Below are 21257 nucleotides of genomic sequence, written 5' to 3'. Positions count from 1 at the left end.
TTCACTCGGGCTTGCGCGGCGCCTTGCGATAGAGACTGTCGATATGCTCGCTGCAATGCTTGAACAGCTTCTCGGCGAGCAATACCCGCTCGATGTAATCGGCGATGCCGCGCTCGGCGTCATGTAGCGAGCGAAAGGGGCCTTCCAGGGTGCCTTCACGGGTGCTGAAGAAATACCGACCATTGACCGAGCTGACGCGAGCGCTACGGAAGTAGGTGCCAGGCTGCTGATCGACACTGCGCTGGATATGCATGGCGGACTCCCGAGAAAGGGAAGGTCTGAGTGATGAGTCTAATGTGCGCCAGTTCACGGTATCAAGCGAAGCGATGGATGGTCGCTGGTTTCTGTTTTTTACCGGCCTTTTCAGGGTTTTTAATGAATTTTGGCGCCTGAAAGATGACGCTGCTGGCGCGTCGATCAGTACAGTTGCGGCTGCAGGCCTCGACGAACTGTTACTGTGGCGGCCCTGGGTACTGCACTACAATGGTGCCCGCAGCCCTGGCATCAGGCCTGGCTGCCTGTTCGAGGTCTTCATGCATATCTCCTCCGGCCGTTGGCTCTACGGCCTGGCGCTCGCCCTGAGTACGTCGCTGCTCTGGGGCATCCTGCCGATCAAGCTCAAGGAAGTGCTGCAGGTGATGGATCCGATCACGGTCACCTGGTATCGCCTGGCGGTGGCCGGTTCCCTGCTGCTCGCTTATCTTGCCGCTGCCCGACGCTTGCCACGCTTTCGTCCATTGGGGCGCAAGGGCGCCTGGCTGCTGCTGTTGGCAGTCGGCGGGCTCACCGCCAACTACGTGCTGTACCTGATGGGCCTGAACCTGCTCAGCCCTGGCACCACACAGTTGGTAATCCAGGTGGCGCCTATCCTGCTGCTGATCAGTAGCGTATTGGTCTTTCGCGAGTCCTTCAGTCTGGGCCAGGGCATCGGCCTGTTGGTGATGCTGTTGGGCTTCGGCCTGTTCTTCAATCAGCGCCTGGATGAGCTGCTCGGTTCGCTGACCACCTACACCACCGGGGTGCTGACGGTGCTGGCGGCTGCTTTCGTCTGGACCTTCTATGGTCTGGCGCAGAAGCAGTTGCTGACCCTGTGGAATTCGGTGCAGGTGATGATGGTGATCTACCTGGCCTGCGCGCTGTTGCTCACACCCTGGGCGCAGCCGTTGCAGGTGCTGCAGTTGAGCCCCTTGCAGGGGTGGCTGCTGCTGGCCTGTTGCCTGAACACCCTGGTGGCCTATGGTGCCTTCGCCGAGGCGCTGGCGCACTGGGAGGCTTCGCGGGTCAGCGCGACCCTGGCGCTGACGCCGTTGGTGACCTTCGTCTCCGTGGCGCTGGCGGCGAGCTGGTGGCCTACGCACGTGCAGCCCGAGCAGGCCAACGGGCTGGCTTATGCCGGCGCGGTGATCGTCGTGCTGGGCTCTTCTCTGACGGCACTCGGCCCCTCGTTGCTGGCCAGCCTGCGGGCGCGCCAGGCGCGGCGCCAGGCGCGGCGCCTGGCCAGGGCGCAGGCTGCTTCAATCCAGCGGTAGCTCGGTGGTGCGTTTGACCTCGCTCATGGCGATGTGCGAATGCGCCTCCTGCACGTGCGGGCGCTGCAGCAGGTGGTCACGCAGGAAGCGCTCGTAGTCGCCGATGTCCTTGGCCACCACCTTGAGCAGGTAATCCGAGCCGCCGGCCATGGTGTAACACTCCAGCACCTGCGGATAACCCACCACCGCCTGCTCGAACTCCTCCAGATTGCCACGGCCGTGGGCGGACAGCTTGATGTCGACGAACACCGTGATGCCGAAGCCCAGACGCTTGGGATTGAGCAGGGCAACCTTGCGTTCGATCAGTCCTTCTTCCTGCATACGATGAATGCGCCGCCAGCAAGGTGATTGCGACAGCTCGACCTTCTCCGCCACCTCGGCGGCGGAAAGATCCGCGTTGTGCTGCAGCAGGCGGAGAATCCGCCGGTCGATGGGGCTGAGCTTGTCTTGCATGACTATTTCCGTTTTCTTGTGATTGTTGGAAGGTTCATGCGCAGTATCGTCGCGTAAGCCCGAAAATAGAAAGAAAAAAGCGGAACCCCCCGGTCATGCTTTAGACAAACCCACCGCAGTGATCCTGCCGTGGAACCAACGGAGCGTGTTTACCGTCGCGCTCCTCGTGCTCGCATAAGAATAAAAGGAGCGCTCCATGTCTCTGGCCGAAATCCGCCTGGATGACAAATACCGCCTCGCCACAGGCCACCTCTATCTCACCGGCACCCAGGCGCTGACCCGCCTGCCCATGTTGCAGAAGCAGCGTGACGCCGCCTTCGGTCTGAATACCGCCTGCTTCATCTCCGGCTATCGCGGCTCGCCCCTGGGCGGCCTGGACAAGAGCCTGTGGGATGCGCGCGAGTATCTCAAGGACAACCACATCCACTTCCAGCCCGGCGTCAACGAAGAGCTGGGGGCTACTGCCGTGTGGGGCAGCCAGCAGGCCAACCTGTTCCCTGGCGCGCGCTATGACGGCGTGTTCGCCATGTGGTACGGCAAGGGGCCGGGCGTCGACCGCAGTGGTGATGTGTTCAAACACGGCAACTCGGCCGGTGTTTCCAAGCATGGTGGCGTGCTGCTGCTGGCCGGCGACGACCATGGCTGCAAGTCCTCGACCATCGCCCACCAGAGCGAGCACGCCTTCATCGCCGCGTCGATTCCAGTGCTCAACCCGGCCAACGTCCAGGAAGTGCTGGACTACGGCATCATCGGCTGGGAGCTGTCGCGCTACAGCGGCTGCTGGGTGGCGCTGAAGACCATCGCCGAGAACGTCGACTCCTCAGCGGTGGTGGATGTCGACCCGCTGCGCATCCAGATCAAGATTCCCGAGGACTTCCAGTTACCGGAAGATGGCGTGCACATCCGCTGGCCCGACCCGCCTCTGGCCCAGGAAAAGCGCCTCAACGTCTACAAGATCTATGCCGCCCGCGCCTTTGCCCTGGCCAACGACCTCAACCAGGTCAAGCTGGATTCGCCCAACCCGCGCTTGGGCATCATCACCACCGGCAAGTCCTACCTCGACGTGCGCCAGGCCCTGGATGACCTCGGCCTGGACGAGGCGCTGTGCGCCAGGGTCGGCCTGCGCGTGCTCAAGGTTGGCATGAGCTGGCCGCTGGAGCCGGTATCCGTGCATCGCTTCGCCGAAGGCCTGGATGAGATCCTGGTGGTGGAGGAAAAACGCAGCGTCATCGAGGACCAGCTCACCGGCCAGCTTTACAACTGGCCGGTGGGCAAGCGTCCGCGTGTGGTGGGCGAGTTCGACGAGCAGGGTAACTCGCTGCTGCCCAACCTCGGCGAGCTGACCCCGGCGATGATCGCCCGAGTGATCGCCAAGCGCTTCGCACCGATCTACAGCAGCCCCACCATCGAAGAGCGCCTGGCCTTCCTCGATGCCAAGGAACAGGCCCTGGCCGCGCCCAAGCACAAGACCCTGCGCACCCCGCATTTCTGTTCCGGCTGCCCGCACAACAGCTCGACCAAGGTGCCGGAAGGCAGCCGCGCTCTCGGCGGCATCGGCTGCCACTACATGACCCAGTGGATGGACCGCAGCACCGACACCTTCACCCAGATGGGCGGCGAGGGTGCCACCTGGATCGGCCAGGCGCCGTTCACCGATACGCCGCACGTGTTCCAGAACCTGGGTGATGGCACCTACTTCCACTCCGGTCACCTGGCGCTGCGTGCGGCCGTGGCCGCCGGGATCAACATCACCTACAAGATCCTCTACAACGACGCCGTGGCCATGACCGGCGGCCAGCCCATCGACGGCGAGCTGCGCATTGACCAGCTCAGCCAGCAGGTGCACGCCGAGGGGGTGAAACGCATCGCCCTGGTCAGTGACGAGCCGGACAAATACCCGAGTCGCGCCACCTTCGCCCCGGGTGTGACCTTCCATCACCGCCGTGAACTGGATGCCGTGCAACGCGAGCTGCGTGAGTTCAAGGGCGTGTCGGTGATCCTCTACGACCAGACCTGCGCCACCGAGAAACGCCGGCGGCGCAAGCGCGGCAAGCTGGTCGACCCGGCCAAACGGGTGTTCATCAACCCGGCAGTGTGCGAAGGCTGTGGCGATTGCAGCGTGAAATCCAACTGCCTGTCGGTGCTGCCGCTGGAAACCGAGCTGGGGCGTAAGCGCGAGATCGACCAGAGCGCCTGCAACAAGGACTTCAGTTGCCTGGAAGGCTTCTGCCCGAGTTTCGTCACCGTGCACGGCGGCAGCCTGCGCAAGCCCGAAGCGGTGGGCGCCAAGGCGCTCTTCGTGACGCTGCCCGAGCCCCGGCGCCCGGCCCTGGCGCGGCCATGGAACATCCTCCTGCCTGGCGTCGGTGGCAGCGGCGTGACCACAGTCGGCGCTTTGCTGGGCATGGCCGCGCATATCGAAGGCAAGGGCTGCACCGTGCTCGACCAAGCCGGCCTGGCGCAGAAATTCGGCCCGGTGATCAGCCATATCCGCATCGCCGAGCGGCAGCAGGACATCTACGCCGTGCGCATCGCTGCTGGCGAAGCCGACCTGCTGCTGGGCTGCGACCTGGTGGTGGCCGCCAGCGAAGATGCCCTGGCCAAGCTCAACGACAAGATCGCCCATGCGGTGATCAACAGCCATGAAACCCCGACCGCCGAGTTCACCCGTAACCCCGATGCCCAGGTGCCCGGCGCCGCCATGCGCGAGGCGATCAGCGAGGCGGTGGGCGAGGGCAAGACCCACTTCGTCGATGCCACCCGCCTGGCCACCCGGCTGCTCGGCGACAGCATCGCCAGCAACCTGTTTATGCTCGGCTTTGCCTACCAGAAGGGCCTTGTGCCGATCTCGGCCGAAGCCATCGACAAGGCCATCGAGCTCAATGGCGTGGCCGTCGCCTTCAACCAGCAGGCCTTCCTCTGGGGGCGGCGTACCGCCCATGACCGGGCGGCGGTGGAAAAACTCGTCGCCCCCCAGGTGGTCGAGGCGCCGCATTGCAGCACGCTCGATGAGCTCGTCGAGGATCGTGCTCAGCGTCTGACTGCCTATCAGAACGCCGCCTATGCCCAACGCTACCGCGAGCTGGTCGCGCGCGTGCGCCAGGCCGACAGCGATGCCGAGCAGCGCCTGAGCAAGGCGGTGGCGCGCTACTACTACAAACTGCTGGCCTACAAGGACGAGTACGAAGTGGCGCGCCTGTACAGCGATGGCAGCTTCCGCCAGCAGCTCGAAGCGCAGTTCCAGGGGGAATACCGCCTGCAATTTCACCTGGCGCCGAGCTGGCTGAGCAAGCCCGATGCTGTCACCGGCGAGCCCATCAAACGCAGCTTCGGCCCCTGGATGCTCAAGGCCTTCGGCGTGCTGGCGCGCTTCAAGTTCCTGCGTGGCAGCGTCTTCGACCCCTTCGGCCACAGTGCCGAGCGGCGCCTGGAGCGCGAGCTGATTGAGGAGTACGAGGCCAACGTGGCTTATCTGCTGCGCGAGCTCAAGCCCGACAACTACCGCACGGCGGTGGCCCTGGCCGAGATTCCGGAGCAGATCCGCGGCTACGGCCATGTCAAGGAGGCGGCGCTGACCAAGGCGCGCGAGCAGGCCAATCAGCTCAAGGCTCGCCTGACCGTCAGCGAGATTGCCGCGGTGCAACTGTTCGAGCCGGCGGCCTGAGCGTTCACTGATCCCCTTTGCCACCCTCTCCCGCGCGGGAGAGGGGCGGCCTTTTATATCCGAGGTAACCCGATGTCCGTCTTCAACCACATCGACTTCGATCATCACGAACAGGTGGTCTATGGCCACGACCAGGCCAGTGGCCTGCGCGCCATCATCGCCATTCACGACAGCACCCTTGGCCCGGCACTGGGCGGCTGCCGCATGTGGAACTACGCCAGCGACGAGGACGCGTTGCGCGACGTACTGCGCCTGTCGCGTGGCATGACTTACAAATCGGCCCTGGCGCGTCTGCCGCTGGGTGGCGGCAAGGCGGTGATCATCGGCGACCCGCACACCGGCAAGAGCGAGGCGCTGTTCCAGGCCATGGGGGATTTCGTCGACAGCCTGGGTGGGCGTTACATCACCGCTGCGGATTCCGGTACCGGCGTGGCCGAAATGCGCATCATGGCCGAGCGCACCCGCCATGTCGCCGGTGCCGGGCAGCGTGAAGCATTCGGCGGTGGCCGTCGTGACGGTGATCCCTCGCCCTCCACCGCCTATGGTGTATTCATTGGTATCCAGGCCGCTGTGGCGCACCGTCTCGGGCGCCAGAATCTGGATGGCGTGCGCGTGGCCATCCAGGGTGTCGGTCAGGTCGGCTTCGGCCTGGCCAGGCTGCTCAAGGAGGCCGGTGCGCAATTGTGGGTGACGGACATAGTCGAAGCCAACGTGCAGCGTGCCGTCAGCCAGCTTGGTGCCACTGCGGTCGGCCAGCACGATATCTACCGCCTCGACGTGGACGTATTCGCGCCCTGCGCGCTGGGGGCCAGCGTCAACCTGCAGAGTCTCGAAGCGCTGCGTGCCCCGATCATCGCCGGTGCGGCCAACAACCAGTTGGCCGATGCCAGCCTGGCCGAACTGCTGCGCCGCCGCGAGTGCCTGTATGCGCCGGATTACGCGATCAATGCCGGCGGCATCATCGATGTCTGCTACGAGCGCACCGGTGGTAGTGCGGCCGAGCTCAAGGCCCATATCGAGACCATCGGCCCGACCCTGACGGAAATCTTCCAGCGTGCCGAGCAAGAGGGCGCGACCACCACTGCGATTGCCGACCGCATGGCGTTGGAGCGCTTGCGCGGCGGTCAGCAACCGGCGCGTGCGGCGACGAGCCTCAAGGTCGCGGCTCAGGGCTGGCAGCGCTAGCAGGCTGTTGAAAAACTACCTGTGTTGCCATTGCTGCGTTAAAAACAGCCTCAAAATGCTCATTTACAACACGTAAACTGCGCTTTTTCGGCTGTTTTTGCCTTGCACTGGCTGCCTCGCCTACGGTTTTCAACGGCCTGCTAGGCTCTGAGCGGGGCACGACATGACAAATGCGCGCGTCGCCGCTAAGATGCCGCCCGGCCGTTGCGAATACGGCCCTGTCCCCTTAGTTCAACGGATAGAATAAGCCCCTCCTAAGGGCTAGATGCTGGTTCGATTCCAGCAGGGGACGCCATAGACATTCTCCCGGATGTTCCCGCATCCACCCGAATAAGACGGGAACCAAGACAAACCGGCCACTAGAGCCGGTTTTCTTTTGCTTGAATTCTTCCAAATGACGTATAGACGCCGTTGAGAATGTCGACACGCTTGGTGATACCCAGCGCGCTGGAGTTGGTGCGCGCGGCATTGGATCAGTTGGCTAAGGAGATTGAGTAGGAGGCGAGAGAATTGGCTGGTCGAGTCGCTGGGCGAGACGTTGAAGGCACTGATCACCCTGGAGCGCCAGGCATACAACCTCTATGAACAGGAGCATGAAGAGTCCTAGGAGGAACGGCTGCGACGATTGTTGGAGGATGGCTCAGGATCGATCTCACTGGGCATGAACGGACGCTGTCAGCCCTGTGGTGACCAGCGAGAAATACAGCGAACTGCTCGAGGAGAAGAAACGCCCGAATACCCTAGAGCTACGTATTTCGGAGCGGGAGGCCGTTGTCGTAGCTGGCAAAAGGCTGGCATTATCTGTTCCCGTTGGGAACGTAAAGGAATACCCAGATCATGTTAGCGACCGACACCCAGCATCCCCCACACCTGATCGGCCACCGCATCGCCCAAGAGCGCGAGCGGCTCGGCCTTACTCCAGCCCAGTTAGCCGCCAAGCTTGGAATCAGCCTGCGAAAAATGAACGCAATCGAGGCTGGCAGCCAACGTCCTCTGACAATGCAACTCATGGCCTACCTGGCTCATTGCGGGGTGGATCTCAGCTATGTGCTGATTGCTCGGCGCAGCTTTACAGATGAGGTGGGCTGAAATGCTATGGATATTGGTAATGCCTAGTGTTGATCTAGCGAGGTTGGCGTGAGAGATATTTTTGACTCCATCGGGGCTGCCATTAAAGACAGATTTACAAATCCACTAACTGGGACGTTTATTGTCTCCTGGCTTATCTGGAATTATAAGCTTGTTGTGATCTTGGTCTCGGATATGAAGCCTTATGTGAAATTTTCATACGTGCAAAATCATCTGTATCCTGACTCTGTTTCTGTGGTCGTATGGGGTGTTCTAGTTCCACTGGCGACGGCTTTGATATATATAATCATCTACCCGCACCCCTCTCGATGGGTATATGAGTACGCGCTAAAGCAAAGTCGCGAAAATCGAAAGATTAGACATAGAGTGGAAGATGAAACGCCACTTAGTGTCGAGGAATCTCGTAAGATTATTGCCGAGCGACATTCTGAGGCTGCTAGGTATGAGGCGGAACTTGATAAAAAGGATACCGCTTTGAAGCAATGCCGAGCACTTATCAAAGAGTTAGAAGAAAGAATGGCTCAGCAAGCAATGGAATTGGAAGGTGCTAGGCAGGATGCTAAAAAGTTCCTTAGTGAGATGAGCGCTAATGGTGGCGTCCTGGAAAATCTAAAAGCCTCAAATAGGAATCTACAAGATGAAATAAAAGACCTTAAGAGAGCGAATGATGCGACTGTTGGGCAGAAGACGGAGGAGTTGCGTCGTATTCGAGCGGAGCTAGATGAGTATAGGAAAAAAGTTGCGTCTTCGGTTGGTGCAAATAGTTAAAATGCAGTGGCATTAGGGTTGAAGTGGTTAAAGGCAAGAGCTTCTAGTAAAAAGGCTGTGGACAAGAACTCTGGCATGACAGAAGAAGATGTTCTGGAGTTGCTGAATGAAATTAATAAGAAGCAATATAAGGGGTAGTTGATGCATTCGGTGTCTCCATATACTTTTCGCTGTTTTAATGCGAATTTGGCTGGGCCTATTGATAGACGGTATGATGTTCTGGATAGGATTGGTGCGTTTGATCTTTATGTGGTAACTAAAAATTATATTGATGGTCTGAATGATGGAGCGTATACAGTTATTCAGAGTCGCAAGCAAATATATAGATTCAAGTCGTTTATTTTTGATGATAATAGTCGTCGAATTCGCGGGCTGTTTCAAGTTGGTGCGTATGGCCGAAAAGGCGACATTATAGATATTAAGACGGGGAATGTAGATTATCAAAAACTTGAGTCAAATGCCGAGATCATTGACTACTATGTGGATATGCTGTTGCCTGCTGGTATGAATGAAGGTATATGCCTGATGCTGAATCATGGTGGTGATGGTGTTAAAACTTTGCTTTACGAACTGTTGTTAGATAATTTTAAGGCAATTGTAAAGCGACCTTTGCAGATGCGGCCTCTCCCGTATTTGACTGCGTATAAACAGTGGCTGGGCGCTAAGACCAAAGAAATTAAATTGGTAAAATTTACTGAGTGTAGCGACATTGCTGATCGCCTAAAGTCTCTAGGTCATGGTGAACAGACACTTGTTATCAATCCCGGCCGAAAAAAGGATTTAGGCAAGCTTGAAGAGTTTTTCAAGCAGGGCACAGATGAGCATCAGTTGCTTGAAGTTCTTACTCCAATGTGCGAGCAAGTGCGAACTAAGGTTGTGATTAATGGCAAAACTCGCACATTTAGAATGGGGAAAAACCTACCCGATCAGGTATGCCAAATTGAACTTGACGAGAAAGAAGTGCCATGCCCTGGTGGGAATCCAGATATACCATCATTGATCAAGTGGTGTGATAAGCTGCTCTCTGAGCTTGCTAACAACCTATATAAAGGCGTAAAGGTTCCTGTATGACAAGCAAGATTAACGTGCTTGAAATTGTCAAGGGGCACTATCTCACTCTTAAGGGGGCAAGTGGTGCTGCCTTGCTGGGGGATTACCTTATTTTTATTGGCTTGCCCTTTATCTTTGCGGCTCTTGGGGTCGTGTTTGGGCTAAAGCTAAGTGAGGCTCAGATATCTTTGCTGGTGACTTTTGGCGCTATATTTACGGCATTATTATTGTCCGTTCTAGTGCTGGTCTACGAGCAGGAAAATAAAGCTCATGCTTACAGAGATGCTCAAGTTGATGCGGGAAAGACAGTGTCTAGTCTGTTTGAGTTGCGAATTGAGTTGCTGCGTGAGCTTTATTTGAATATTAGTTACTCGATATTGATCGCGTTGTTTCTGATATTGGCTTGTTTTTTAGGAAGCGTTTTTAGTGGTGTAAAGGTATTTGGTGCTTTCTCTTTAGAGGTTTACTTTCTCACGCCGCTTGCGTTGTTTGCTGTCTCTAACCTTATGCTCACTATCGTTATGGTTGTTAAACGCCTTCATGTTCTTCTGACTACTGCAAGGTAACTGTACAATTACTCTATCCTTGCGGGTAGGCTAGGGTCATTGAATTGATGCCAGGACGGCACCTCCCACGAAAAGGAGTTCGACCATGCCCATTCTTTGCTATCTCTCCGTTGCCCTCGCTTCTGTCCTGGTGGCCGTTTATGTGGCCATCTGGATCGCCGGCCTGCGCCGCTGGAGCGCACCGCTACCATTCCCCGTTGCGCATTGCCGAGGGTGACAACCTGATCATCTGGGGCGGCTGGCGCACCCTTGAGGGTATGCCTACGGCGTGGAGATCATCTGCAACCGTGAGCGGCAGACCTGCCTGGAGGCGTATGCCTCGCTGCTGTACCACACCGAAGGTCAGAATCTGGAAGCGCAGGCGTTCGACTATGAGGTGACCGCTTGGGATTACCAGCACCTGTCGGCCATCGACAAGGACGGCATGGGCGAGTGCCTGCACCGCATCCTGAACGTGGATCTGGTGGGCGAGGGCGCCACGCTGGAGTGGCGTCCCGGTGACGGCGAACGCGAGGGTGACACCGGTACGGCGGTGCTGATCGGCGACCCGCTGTAACACCTCCCACCACCTGGAGCGCGTGCCGATGCTGGTTGGGTGTTCAATGAAACAGGAGCTGCGCTACACAAGCCGCAGGGGATCTGCCCGAGGTGCGCTGAGGTCGATGGCTCAAGCGTTACGCCGCTGCCTGGCCAGAGCGGTTTGGGCGCTGCGAGCGATCTTGTAGCTGATGTAGTCGTTCAGAATGAAACGAGCAAACGCAATAAATATAGCGAAGGTTAAGGCGCCGCCTGTGAAGAGCTGAAGGCTGCCCTGGATGGCGAGCAGGACAAAGAAAGTCGCTCCAAGCAGAGCGATTACTCCAGCAGAGTAGGCACTCCAGAGGGCCGCGAATTTGTCGAAGCCACTTAGGGTCAGTTGCGGTTCCCCAGTGTCATCAGAGATGTGCACGTGCTGTGAGAGGCGGCGTAGCTGCTGCTTTGTCCATGTGCCGTCTTTGTTCAGTGCTATCAAAAACTCCATCTTGGCCCGGCTGGTGTTGACCCCCGAGGCTATACGAAACGCTTCCAGCTCGATGGAGCTTTCCAGGTAGTGGGAGAGGTTCGGATTTTTGGCGACACTAGAGCGTAGGGCTCTCAGCCGCTCCATTGGCTTACGCACGAAGTGTTTGTCGTGAGCTTCCAGCGCGCTCATCAGCGGCGCCACCAGCTTGGGCAGCAGTGACAGCAGGGTCACCGCGACGGTGAATGCAGGAATGTATCTGGCGTCTATGAATGCCAGGGCTTGCTTGAAGATTTCCATATAGGGCTGCGTCCTTGGTAAAGGGCGGCAGTTTGCCAGTCGTGGAATAGGCTGCCAAGGCGCTGCGAGCTTGCATATTTCAGAGTGGCGGTAAGGGTTTCGGACATCTACCAATGACGGAGTATGCAGAGCGGACAAGCTACCAGGCTGTGTGAGCTACCCGCGGCAACCTGACCAGCCAGAGGCCATGTGGCCTCTGGTTGTATCTTCGCTAATCTGATCAGACCTCGGCGCTTTGAAAGTGCAAGCCTCTTCATACACCCTCCAGGTCGATTGGTAGCTTGAGCTGTTCGCGCAGGTAGGCAACACGCTCATAGACCACGGACTTGTCGTAGCGCCATTGAGCCAGGCCACGGCCACACTTGCTGGCCTCCTCCTTGCGCGCCGCCAGCACCTTGTAGGCGCTGCCATATCTGGCTTCACGAAAGGCTATCACCAGGTTGACCTTGAGGGCTCTCACTTTTTTGGTGTTCCGACTGTAGGTCAGCAGCAGATAGGCCTGATCTTCGTTGAGCAGTGCGAACTGTTCCGGCTGTCCTCGGCCGATGATTTCTCCGATTTGAAATCGGAGTATTCCCAGTTCTTCAAAGTCAGTCTTGTAGGTACGGATCAGCCTCATCGAGCTTTCATGCTGGTTGCCCAACTGCTCTGCAATAACACGGCTATCTACGCGGGTTTCATTTTGGTACTGGGTCAGGTGAATGACGTTCATGCTGCCACCCCGCTGCGTTCAGAGATGCGCGCTTCGAGCAATTCCAGCACTTCGGCTTCAACCCACGCAGATGATTTTGGCCCAAACGTGACCTGGCGCGGGAACGTGCCGGCGGCAATGCGGCGGTAGAGTTCTGAGGTGGAGAGGGTGGTCAGGGCTTTGACTTCGCGCAGCTTGATGAAGCGGTGGGGGCGTTCTGTCGGTACTTTATGGGCTGATGCGGCCATGTTGTCACCTCCTTGGGTGGCGTTGGGAACATGGACACAGCTTCGGTGGCTGGAGAGCGCTGAAACAGGTGACAGGTTTCAGTAAAGGGGTGACAGGTTAGCACCTGCGTTGTGGATAACTTGCCAAGTGTCAGGCGGGGCAGTGGCTGTAACCTGTCACCCCTTTTTCGGGGACTTCTTGGCCACTGCGCCACCCTTCTTGCGGGCTGGCCAAGCCAGTATCCATTGCAGGTGCTTCATCACTATGCCCTTCGGCTCGCCGAAACGCGTCTGCCACCAACGCCGCGCCAGCTCGCCTACGCCTATGCCCGTGCCGTCCGTTGGGTCTGTCTGGCCGTTATCGGTCAGGTCGCACCAAGCCGTCACTGCTCGCCTGCCCTCTACTGGTGACAGTGGGTTGTCTTCGTTCATGAAGGCGATAACTCCCGCCAGCTCGTGCAGCTTCTCTTCGGTGATCGTACGGCAGCGGCGCTCCTCCTGCGCCTCTCGGCGGTATTGCTCGGCGCGGTTGTCGGCGTCATGCTTTTCCCGTTGCATAAGCTCAAGCCTTGCCAGTAGGCGGGCGCTTTGCTGCTTTAGGCTGGCAAGTTCTTGCGTGGTAGCGTCGAGCTGTTCGGCGGCCTGTTGTTGGCCTTCTTGGCGGTGTTGCTCTTGAAGCAAGGCAAGGCATTGCGGATCGCTGCCAGATAGTGGCAACTGATTCTGCCCAGCCGGTTGTGCGCCACCAGTGGTGAATGGTTTTGGTGCGATTTGTTGTAGGCCGGCTGCAAGCTTTGCACGGGAATCGGCCTCGCTCTCGAGGCGGCCCAGCCACTGCTTGCTCAACATCACCGCGCCGGCTTGGACGGCTCCGCTGGTTGTTTCTATCGTGTCCGCTGAGGCTCCGGCCGCGTACCGATCAAAGTAATCAGCCAGGGCGCCAAGGGTGATACCACCTGCTCCGGTGGAGGAATCAAACAAGGTCACGCTGGCGGCAGTTGCCCCCAGGAGCTGAGAGCCCGGCCCAATTGTGCGCAACACGCCGGCCAGCTCGTATGCCAGCGCTCGCGGATTAAGCGGGTGCTCTGCAGACCATGACTCGACAATCTGAGTCAGTCGGGTGCGGCCAAAGGGTTGAGGGGGCTGGCTTGGCAATGCTGCCACTCCTGTTCGTCTATACAGTAGTGCGGCAATAGTAACAGCACCAAAGGGTGGTTGTGACCCTATACGAGAACACTCAATGAATACGGGCGCGATTTGGGAAGAATGTCAGCTTGTGCTTGATATTCACCACGCTGGCACCGGCAGACAGGGGGACTATCGGGTCGCTCTAGGCCTGCATCATCTCTCGACGCTGCTCAAGATCGATAGCGTGGTTGTAGGTGTCCCGAAACTTGTCCCGATCTTCATGGACAAGCTGGCGCTCGATCCAATCGCGGTTATAGCCGCGGCTGTTCAGTTCGGTACTGACCGGATAGCGGAAGCCATGGCTGGTATGGCGATCTTTGCCGCTGAGCGCCTGTAGTGCCAGGTTCGCGGTGTTCTTGCTTATGGGGCTGCTGGTGTCGTGCCGGCCGGCGAACACCAGCGAGTACTTACCGATGATCTGATGGAGCTGGCGCAGGATGACCACGGCTTGTTAGGGGAGGAAAGTGAATGATAAGCCGCTGGCGTCAATGCCGAAGTATCTCCCACTCCTTTAAAGCCTCAGCACGCCGGGCATCCAAGTAGTTGGCCAGATCCAGAAGGTGAACGCCCTTGGCACTTTTCTGCGAGCGCTCCATGCGAACGATTGGTAGATCGATGGCGCCGATCAGTACCTTCTGTTTGAACTTCTCTGGTGTCAGGTGGCTGAAGTAATCGGTACATACCCTGTCCAGGGGAATGACGGCGATCCCGCCGTATTGGGCCATGAGTAGGAATGCTGTGTTCACTGGATGACCTGCTTTGTTCAGTATGTTCGATCCTGCGGACTGAGTTCTGATTGCCCGCAGCAAGATCAAGCATCGGTCATCTTGGCTGTCAAAGACGGGGTACTTCCGTTTTAGGGGTATAGATGGAATATGGAAACGCTAAAGCCCAGTGTTGGCATGGCTTTGGGGGGTAATGTTCGATTCCAGTACGGCCATAGACTCAGAAACGAAAAAGCCGGCTATCGCAGCCGGCTTTTTTCGTTCTGGGCGTGGGACAGGTCGAGGGCCATCTCGATCGAAGCGACCCTCTCACTCACTTACCAGGTGAAGTTCACCGAGGTCAGCAGGGTGCGCTCGTCACCATAGGCACAGGTGGAGAAGCTGCACTGCGTGTAGTGCTTGTTGGTCAGGTTGTTGGCGTTCAGGGTCACGGCCCAGTTGTCGTCGATCTGGTAGCGCGCCATGGCGTCGAACAGGGTATAGGCGGGCATCGGCGAGTCCATTTCCGAGGCCTGCGTGGTACCCATGTAGCGAGCGCCGGCGCCTACGGTCAGTTGCGGCATGCCCCAGTTGACGAAGTCGTAGCTGGCCCACAGGGCGGCCTGGTGGTAGGGCGTTTCGTCGGTGCGTTGATCCACTTCGGAGGCAATGCTGCTCTTGGTGGTGCGCGAATCGGTATAGGCGTAGGTGGCGATCACGCTGAGTGCTTGGGTGACATCCGCCTTGGCTTCCAACTCCAGGCCGCGGGAGCGTACCTCGCCGGTTTGGCGGTACTGGTCGGTAATTGGATCCTGCTTGAGCACGTTGGTCTGGGTCAGCTCGTAGACTGCTGCGCTGAGCAGCATGTTGCTGTCCTTGGGCTGATAGCGCACCCCGACTTCATACTGCTTGCCTTCGGTGGGGTCGAAAGTCTGGCCGGTTACTGACGCAACCGAAACCGGGAAGAACGACTCGCTGTAGCTGATATAGGGCGCCAGGCCGTTATCTGCGAGGTAGACCAGGCCAGCACGGTAGGTGGTGGCTTCATCGCTCTGGCTGGCCTTGTCGCCATTGCGATGCGCTGTTTGCTGTTGATCGGCCCAGTCATGGCGGCCACCCAGAAGCAGAATCCACTTGTCGTCGAATTTGATCTGATCCTGCAGATAGATACCTTTTTGCAGGGTGTCGAGCTGCGAGCCGCGATCCGCTGCGGGGTTCTTGTTGACCACCACCGGCTGACCATAGTTGTAAGTTCTCAGATCCAGGCTGGGGGCGTTACCACGGAAGTTATGCGAGTCATAAGAGCTGTCGTAGCCGTCGAAACCGACCAGTACGGTGTGCTCGACGCTGCCAAGCTGCCACTTCGATTCGATATTGGTATCGCTGGCCCAGGTTCGAGCACGTTCGTGGCGATCACTGTAGCGACGCAGCAGGGTGCCGGTGCTTGCGGAGAAGTCGATGGCGGCGGGCGCCGGTTGAATCTGCAGGTAATTCCACTTCACGTCGGACTCGGAATAGCGCAGCTTGTGATTGAGCGTGATGTTTTCGTTGAAGCTGTGCGTGAACTCGTAGCCGAGCGCTGACATCTCGCCGTTCATGTCGTCATAGTCCGGCTCGCCGATGAAATCATGGCGACCAATCTTGAAAGCACCATCGCCCACGCCTTTCACCATCTGATAGGGCAGGGGTGCGGGGAAGCGCGTATCGGTCTTCTGGTAGAAGGACAGTAGGGTCAGCGAGGTGTCTTCGTTGGGGCGCCAGGTCAGCGCCGGGGCGATGTAGAACTTGTCGTCGTTGATATGATCCTGCTGGGTGTCGCTTTTGCGGCTGAGCAGGGTCAGGCGATAGCTCAGGGTGTCGCTGCCAGCCAGCGGGCCGCTGAAGTCTGCAGAGAGTTGCTTGCGGTCGTGGGAACCCACTTGCAGGTTCAGCTCATGAAAGGGCGTTTCGGTCGGGCGCTTGCTGACGCCATTGACCATGCCGCCAGGCGAGAGCTGGCCGTAGAGCACCGAGGCCGCGCCGCGAATGACCTCGACGCGCTCCAGGCCATAAGGTTCCTGAATGCCGTCGTAGGAGTTGTTCTGCAGGCGCAGGCCGTCGCGCAGCGAGCCGCCGGTGGCGGATTCGACCGAGAAACCGCGGAGGCGGAAGCGGTCCGCAGTGCGGTTGAAAGCGGTCGAACTGGCAGTGAACCCTGGGGTGTAGCTCAGCGCCTGGGCCAGCGTTTCCGACTGGCGGTCGCGGATCTCGTCGCTGGTCACCACCGACAGCGACTGCGGCGTTTCGGTGATCGGTGTGTTGGTCTTGGTGGCACTCATGTTGCGCTTGGCAACATAGCCCGTCACATGCTCGGTGGGTTGCTCCACGACTTGGCCGGTGACATTGATGCTGCCGATTTCCACGGGATCAGCTGGGTTTGCCAGAGTAGCTTCTGCGGCGGCCAGGTTGCCTGAGCTCATGCTGGCCATGGCCAGAGCCAGAGCGGAGAGACTGAAGGCGGGACGGCGAGCATCCTGTTTCGGGCGGTTCTGCATGAAATGGCGCATGGCGAACGAGTCCTGTTGTCGTCTGGTTAGGTGTCGGTGCAAGGCTGAGGATTTTCTGGTGATCCTGCATGCCGTCGCGCAGGTGGCAGATTGCTCTGGCGGTGTGGACTGTACATCTAAATGAGAAAGATTTGTACTAGCTCACAATTTATTGTCATCACCACGCTATTGCTGCAAGCTACGCGCGGATGTTCATGGCTCGGACGCTGGCTCGAAGAACGCGACGTTCGCGAAGGAGCCGAGCAAGATTTTTCCTGGTGAATCCGTATGCCTCCGAGCCTGCACGCCATGCGCGTTGGGCGGGTGGCGATGCGATCCGAATTGAGTGTGTGTGCATGTTGAAAGCGATGCGACTTCGGCTGCAGTTCGACGAGCTGAAGGTGCTGGATGACATCAGCCTGACGATTCCCGAGGGCTGCTTTACCGCGCTGATTGGCGCCAATGGCTGCGGCAAGACCACCTTGCTCAACGTGCTGGCACGCATGCAGCGCCCGGCCAGTGGTGAGGTGTTGCTCGAGGGTAAGCCCCATGCGCAGTTCTCACGACGTGAGTTGGCCAGGCGCGTTGCCCTGCTGCCGCAGCGCACCGCCTCGCCGGCAGGCCTCACCGTGCGCGAGCTGGTCATGCAGGGGCGCTACCCCTGGCAGAACTGGTGGCAGCAGTGGAGCGAACAGGATCAGCAGGCGGTGGATCGAGCGGTGGAACTGGCCGATATCGCCACGCTGCTCGATCGCACCCTGTCCACCCTCTCCGGCGGGCAGCTCCAGCGTTGCTGGATCGCCATGACCCTGGCGCAGGACACGCCCATTATCCTGCTCGACGAGCCCACCACCTTTCTCGATATCGCCCATCAGATCGCCCTGCTCGAACTGCTGGCTGTGCTGCGTGACCAGGGCCGCACCATAGTCGCGGTGCTGCACGACCTGAACCAGGCGGCGCGCTACGCCGATAATCTGGTGATGCTGTGCCAGGGCAAGGTACATGCGCAGGGGGCGCCTGCCGAGGTGTTCACGACGGACAATCTCAAGGCCGTGTTCGACCTGGATGCGCACATCATCAGCGACCCGCATTCAGGCGATCTGCTGTGCGTACCGGCGGTGCCCGCTCGGCTACGTGCAGTCGAAGCCAAGGTCTGTTCATGAACCGGGCGTGGGGCTGGCCGCTGTGGCTGTCGATCCTGCTGGCGATTGGTCTGGCGTCGATGCTGCATCTGGCGGTGGGGGCCAAGTCGATTCCCTGGGTGGATGTCTGGCATGCACTGGTCGCCTATGACCCGAGCAATGCCGACCACAGCGTCATCCGCGGCTCGCGTCTGCCGCGTCTGTGGATAGCGATGGCGGTGGGGGCCTGCCTGGGCCTGGCGGGCACCGTGATGCAGGCCGTGGGGGACAATCCCCTGGCTGATCCGGGCATTCTCGGGATCAACAGTGGGGCAGCCCTGTTCGTGGTGATCGGGCTGCTGGTGCTGCCTGGCAATGACATGAGCATGATTCCGCTGTTCGCCTTCAGTGGCGCCCTGGTGGCCGCCATCGGCGTCATGCTGCTGGCCGGGCGAACGCCCAATCCGGTGCGCCTGACGCTGTCCGGGGCGATGATGGCCGCGCTGTTCGGCGCCATCACGGCGATCCTGCTGCTGCTCGATCAGCAGGGGCTCGACAGCCTGCGCCGTTGGCTGACCGGCTCGCTCGGCATCACCGGTGGCAACCTGCCGACCTGGCTCTGGCCCTATCTGGCGGCAGGTGTGCTGCTATGCCTGATCAATGTGCGGGCATTGAATGCCTATCGCCTGGGCGCACAGGTGGCCTCCAGCATGGGCGTCAATCTGCTGCGCATGCGCCTGCTCAGCCTGGTGGCGGTGGTGTTGCTGTCTGGCTGCGCGGTGGCGCTGGCCGGGCCTATCGGCTTCGTCGGCCTGGTGGTGCCGCACGCTGCGCGGCTGCTGCTCGGGCACGATCTGCGGCGTCTGCTGCTGGCGGCGCCGCTACTCGGTGGCTTGCTGCTGATCCTGGCCGATGTGGTCGCGCGTACCCTGGTCAGCCCCTACGAGCTCAACACCGGCATCGTCACCGCCCTGATCGGTGGCCCGGTGTTCGTCGTCCTGGTATTGAGGAAGATGAAATGAGCCGCTGGTTGACGACACCCAGGCGTCTTGCCGGGTTGCCCTGGATCGGGCGGCCGATCGACCTGCTCTCGGCTTTGCTGCTGATCGCGGTGCTGCTCGGCCTGGCGCTGTATGCCGCCACGGTAGGCAGTTATTCACTGGGCATGGCGCAGCTCTGGCAGAGCCTGTTCAGTGGCGATCTGTCTGCCATACAGGACAACGTGTTGTGGGAGTTGCGCCTGCCGCGCATCCTGCTGGCGATTCTCGGTGGTGCGGCGATGGCCCTGGCCGGTGTGCTGATGCAGTCGCTGACGCGCAATCCGCTGGCTGCGCCGGGCCTGGTTGGGGTGGAGGCGGGCGCCAGCGTCACCATGCTGCTGATCCTGGTGCTGTGGCCGTCGGCCTTGCCGCTGCAACTCTATCCGCTGGCGGCGCTGCTCGGTGGCCTGGCGGTGGCGCTGTTCATCGTCGGCCTTTCCTGGCGTGGCGCCATTGCACCACTGCGCCTGATTCTGGTGGGCGTGGGCCTGACGGCCATGCTCGGTGCCGTCGCCGATCTGCTGATCACCTACGGCAATATCGATCGCGTCGAATCGGCGCTGATGTGGCTCGGTGGCAGCCTGCATCGCGGTGGTTGGCCGCAGGTACAGAGTCTCGCGCTCTGGCTGCTGATTGCCGGTCTGCCGCTGCTGTTCTGCCATCGCCAGCTCAATCTCATGCAACTGGGCGAGGGCGTGGCGCTCAGCCGAGGCCTAAACCTGACCTGGCTGATGCTCCTGCTGTTGCTGTGCAGCGTCATGCTGACCGCGGCGACGGTGGCCAATATCGGCGTGATGACTTTCGTCGGCCTGGTGGCGCCGCATCTGGCGCGGCAACTCTGTGGTGAACGACACGGAGCGCTGCTGCCGCTGTCGGCGTTGTTCGGTGCCGTCCTGGTCTTGCTCGGTGACACCCTGGGCCGTGCTTTGCTACCGCCTTTGCAGTTGCCGGCCGGGCTGGTGGTGGCGCTCATTGGCGCCCCCTATCTATTGGTTTTGCTGGCGCGGCAACGTAATCGCTGACGTGTCGCCATACAAGTACATGAGGAAATGATGCTGAAGCTCAAAGCCCTTTTGCCAATGGCCTGCGTGCTGCTCGGCCTGGCCTCGGTGCAGGCTGGTGCCGCCGAGACGCGCGTGTTCGAGAACCGTTTCGGTCGTGTCGAGGTGCCCGTGGCGCCGCGTTGCGTGGTGTCCTTGCATGATCTCAGCCTGACCACGCAGTTGCTCGAGCTGGGCGTGACGCCGTGTGGCTCCACGGGCCGCAAGAAGCTGTTCTCCGATGCGTTGTTCCGCGGCGCTGAGCAGCGCTTCGATGTCTCCGGCATTCATTATGTCGGCTCGCACCAGTCGCCCGATCTCGAGGCCATCGCGGCGCTCAAGCCGGACCTGATCGTCGGGCTGTCCTATCACGAGGAGCTCAAGGAGCGGCTCAGCAAGATCGCCCCGGTGGTGCTGCTGCCGGCGCGTGAAGCGAATATCAAGACCTACGCCAAGGAGCTGGCGGATCTGGTGGGCAAGCAGCAGCGCTATCAGGAGATGCTCAAGGAGTACCAGTGGATCGTCGGCGAGTTCGCCAAACGGGTGAAGGAGCCGGGACGCATCACTGTGACCACCCTGGAAGTCTATCCGGATGGCTTCCAACTGATCGGTCGTTCCGGCATGGATGACGTGATCGCCGACTTCGGCCTCGGACGTGTGGCGGCCTACAAGGAGGCGCGGCAGAACGTACCCTACAGCCTGGAGCGCATTGGTGATTTCGACAGTGACTTCATCATCGATACCTACGAAGAAATGCTCGACTCCGAAGCCAGTACCGCCGCATTCCGTCGTTCGCCGCAATGGCAGAACCTGTTCGCGGTGAAGAACCACCAGTTCCTCTACTTCAATCGCAGCCGTTTCGCCGACACCATGCAGGGCATGATCGGCTCGGCCTACCTGCTGCTGTCGCATATCGGTGAGCGTGCCTACAACCTGCAGGAGAAGTGAGCGGCTGGCTGTAGACAGCAGGTTGCAGGGTGGCCAAATAATGGCCATGGAGCCTTCTATCTCGGGCTTTTCGCAAAGGTGTGAGCGATTCATGGTTTATTATCAAATAATATTAATTCCTGTTTGATAGTGAGTGTGTTTTGCGATAATTTGGTGCGCCTCATCAGTA

General features: G+C 59.5%; 21 protein-coding genes and 1 tRNA gene. 13 read left to right on the top strand and 9 right to left on the bottom strand.

All coding sequences use genetic code 11. The features are described 5' to 3' along the window. Position 1 precedes the first annotated feature (1 nt). Complete coding sequence (locus ACSVIK_RS09465) at positions 2-253, bottom strand: DUF6316 family protein (RefSeq protein ID WP_442444091.1); 252 nt, start codon at positions 251-253, stop codon at positions 2-4. A gap of 280 nt (positions 254-533) precedes the next feature. Here ACSVIK_RS09465 and ACSVIK_RS09460 point away from each other — a divergent pair, with 280 nt between their 5' ends. After that, positions 534-1529, top strand: a complete 996-nt coding sequence (locus tag ACSVIK_RS09460; RefSeq protein ID WP_442444090.1) for a DMT family transporter — start codon at positions 534-536, stop codon at positions 1527-1529. Here ACSVIK_RS09460 and ACSVIK_RS09455 read toward each other — a convergent pair. After that, a complete protein-coding gene (locus tag ACSVIK_RS09455; RefSeq protein WP_442444089.1) occupies positions 1515-1982 on the bottom strand; it encodes an Lrp/AsnC family transcriptional regulator in 468 nt (155 codons plus the stop codon). The genes ACSVIK_RS09460 and ACSVIK_RS09455 overlap by 15 nt on opposite strands. Positions 1983-2178: 196 nt before the next feature. On the opposite strand from ACSVIK_RS09455, the gene ACSVIK_RS09450 reads away from it, so the two are divergent. The 8 genes from ACSVIK_RS09450 to ACSVIK_RS09415 all read left to right on the top strand — a co-directional run bounded on the left by ACSVIK_RS09450 (position 2179) and on the right by ACSVIK_RS09415 (position 10860). Continuing rightward, complete coding sequence (locus ACSVIK_RS09450; protein ID WP_442444088.1) at positions 2179-5646, top strand: indolepyruvate ferredoxin oxidoreductase family protein; 3468 nt, start codon at positions 2179-2181, stop codon at positions 5644-5646. Positions 5647-5718: 72 nt separating this feature from the next. Continuing rightward, a complete protein-coding gene (locus ACSVIK_RS09445; protein WP_442444087.1) occupies positions 5719-6831 on the top strand; it encodes a Leu/Phe/Val dehydrogenase in 1113 nt (370 codons plus the stop codon). A gap of 220 nt (positions 6832-7051) precedes the next feature. After that, a tRNA-Arg gene (locus ACSVIK_RS09440) sits at positions 7052-7126 on the top strand. Positions 7127-7668: 542 nt separating this feature from the next. Then, the gene (locus ACSVIK_RS09435; protein WP_442444086.1) at positions 7669-7920 is read left to right on the top strand and encodes a helix-turn-helix domain-containing protein; all 252 of its coding nucleotides are present in this window, start codon (positions 7669-7671) and stop codon (positions 7918-7920) included. Positions 7921-7968: 48 nt separating this feature from the next. Further along, positions 7969-8688 (top strand): hypothetical protein, encoded by a 720-nt coding sequence (locus tag ACSVIK_RS09430; protein WP_442444085.1) that lies wholly within the window; start codon positions 7969-7971, stop codon positions 8686-8688. 141 nt (positions 8689-8829) lie between these two features. Continuing rightward, positions 8830-9759, top strand: a complete 930-nt coding sequence (locus ACSVIK_RS09425) for a hypothetical protein (RefSeq protein ID WP_442444084.1) — start codon at positions 8830-8832, stop codon at positions 9757-9759. Further along, positions 9756-10304 (top strand): hypothetical protein, encoded by a 549-nt coding sequence (locus ACSVIK_RS09420; protein WP_442444083.1) that lies wholly within the window; start codon positions 9756-9758, stop codon positions 10302-10304. The genes ACSVIK_RS09425 and ACSVIK_RS09420 overlap by 4 nt, the downstream gene beginning before the upstream one ends. Before the next feature lie 268 nt (positions 10305-10572). Next, positions 10573-10860, top strand: coding sequence for a hypothetical protein (locus tag ACSVIK_RS09415; protein WP_442444082.1), 288 nt, complete (start codon positions 10573-10575; stop codon positions 10858-10860). 111 nt (positions 10861-10971) lie between these two features. Here the strand turns inward: ACSVIK_RS09415 and ACSVIK_RS09410 are convergent, their stop codons facing one another. From ACSVIK_RS09410 to ACSVIK_RS09380, 7 genes are all read right to left on the bottom strand, one after another. After that, a complete protein-coding gene (locus tag ACSVIK_RS09410; RefSeq protein WP_442444081.1) occupies positions 10972-11604 on the bottom strand; it encodes a hypothetical protein in 633 nt (210 codons plus the stop codon). Positions 11605-11857: 253 nt separating this feature from the next. Further along, a complete protein-coding gene (locus ACSVIK_RS09405; protein ID WP_442444080.1) occupies positions 11858-12316 on the bottom strand; it encodes a Rha family transcriptional regulator in 459 nt (152 codons plus the stop codon). Next, a complete protein-coding gene (locus tag ACSVIK_RS09400) occupies positions 12313-12543 on the bottom strand; it encodes a helix-turn-helix transcriptional regulator (RefSeq protein ID WP_442444079.1) in 231 nt (76 codons plus the stop codon). The genes ACSVIK_RS09405 and ACSVIK_RS09400 overlap by 4 nt, the downstream gene beginning before the upstream one ends. Positions 12544-12699: 156 nt before the next feature. Beyond that, positions 12700-13563, bottom strand: a complete 864-nt coding sequence (locus ACSVIK_RS09395; protein WP_442444078.1) for a hypothetical protein — start codon at positions 13561-13563, stop codon at positions 12700-12702. A 289-nt stretch (positions 13564-13852) separates the two neighbouring features. Further along, a complete protein-coding gene (locus ACSVIK_RS09390) occupies positions 13853-14155 on the bottom strand; it encodes a tyrosine-type recombinase/integrase (protein ID WP_442444077.1) in 303 nt (100 codons plus the stop codon). Positions 14156-14195: 40 nt separating this feature from the next. Beyond that, a complete protein-coding gene (locus tag ACSVIK_RS09385) occupies positions 14196-14456 on the bottom strand; it encodes a pyocin activator PrtN family protein (protein ID WP_442444076.1) in 261 nt (86 codons plus the stop codon). A 296-nt stretch (positions 14457-14752) separates the two neighbouring features. Further along, positions 14753-16882: a TonB-dependent siderophore receptor gene (locus ACSVIK_RS09380; protein ID WP_442444146.1), complete on the bottom strand. Its 2130-nt coding sequence runs from the start codon at positions 16880-16882 to the stop codon at positions 14753-14755. 413 nt (positions 16883-17295) lie between these two features. Between ACSVIK_RS09380 and ACSVIK_RS09375 the strand changes: the two genes are divergently transcribed. From ACSVIK_RS09375 to ACSVIK_RS09360, 4 genes are read left to right on the top strand one after another with little or no spacing between them, the layout of a single operon-like run. After that, on the top strand, positions 17296-18102 hold the full coding sequence (locus ACSVIK_RS09375) for an ABC transporter ATP-binding protein (RefSeq protein WP_442444075.1): 807 nt from the start codon (positions 17296-17298) through the stop codon (positions 18100-18102). Continuing rightward, on the top strand, positions 18099-19082 hold the full coding sequence (locus ACSVIK_RS09370) for a FecCD family ABC transporter permease (RefSeq protein WP_442444074.1): 984 nt from the start codon (positions 18099-18101) through the stop codon (positions 19080-19082). Before ACSVIK_RS09375 ends, ACSVIK_RS09370 begins: the two co-directional genes overlap by 4 nt. Next, positions 19079-20122 (top strand): FecCD family ABC transporter permease, encoded by a 1044-nt coding sequence (locus tag ACSVIK_RS09365; RefSeq protein ID WP_442444073.1) that lies wholly within the window; start codon positions 19079-19081, stop codon positions 20120-20122. Before ACSVIK_RS09370 ends, ACSVIK_RS09365 begins: the two co-directional genes overlap by 4 nt. 30 nt (positions 20123-20152) lie before the next feature. Further along, positions 20153-21088 (top strand): ABC transporter substrate-binding protein, encoded by a 936-nt coding sequence (locus ACSVIK_RS09360; RefSeq protein WP_442444072.1) that lies wholly within the window; start codon positions 20153-20155, stop codon positions 21086-21088. Positions 21089-21257 lie beyond the last annotated feature (169 nt).

Source organism: Pseudomonas sp. NCHU5216, from assembly GCF_052156495.1.
In the GTDB taxonomy this organism is placed as follows: Bacteria; Pseudomonadota; Gammaproteobacteria; order Pseudomonadales; family Pseudomonadaceae; genus Aquipseudomonas.
Note: the sequence above shows the minus strand (reverse complement) of the source record. Positions and strands in the feature narration are given on the sequence as shown.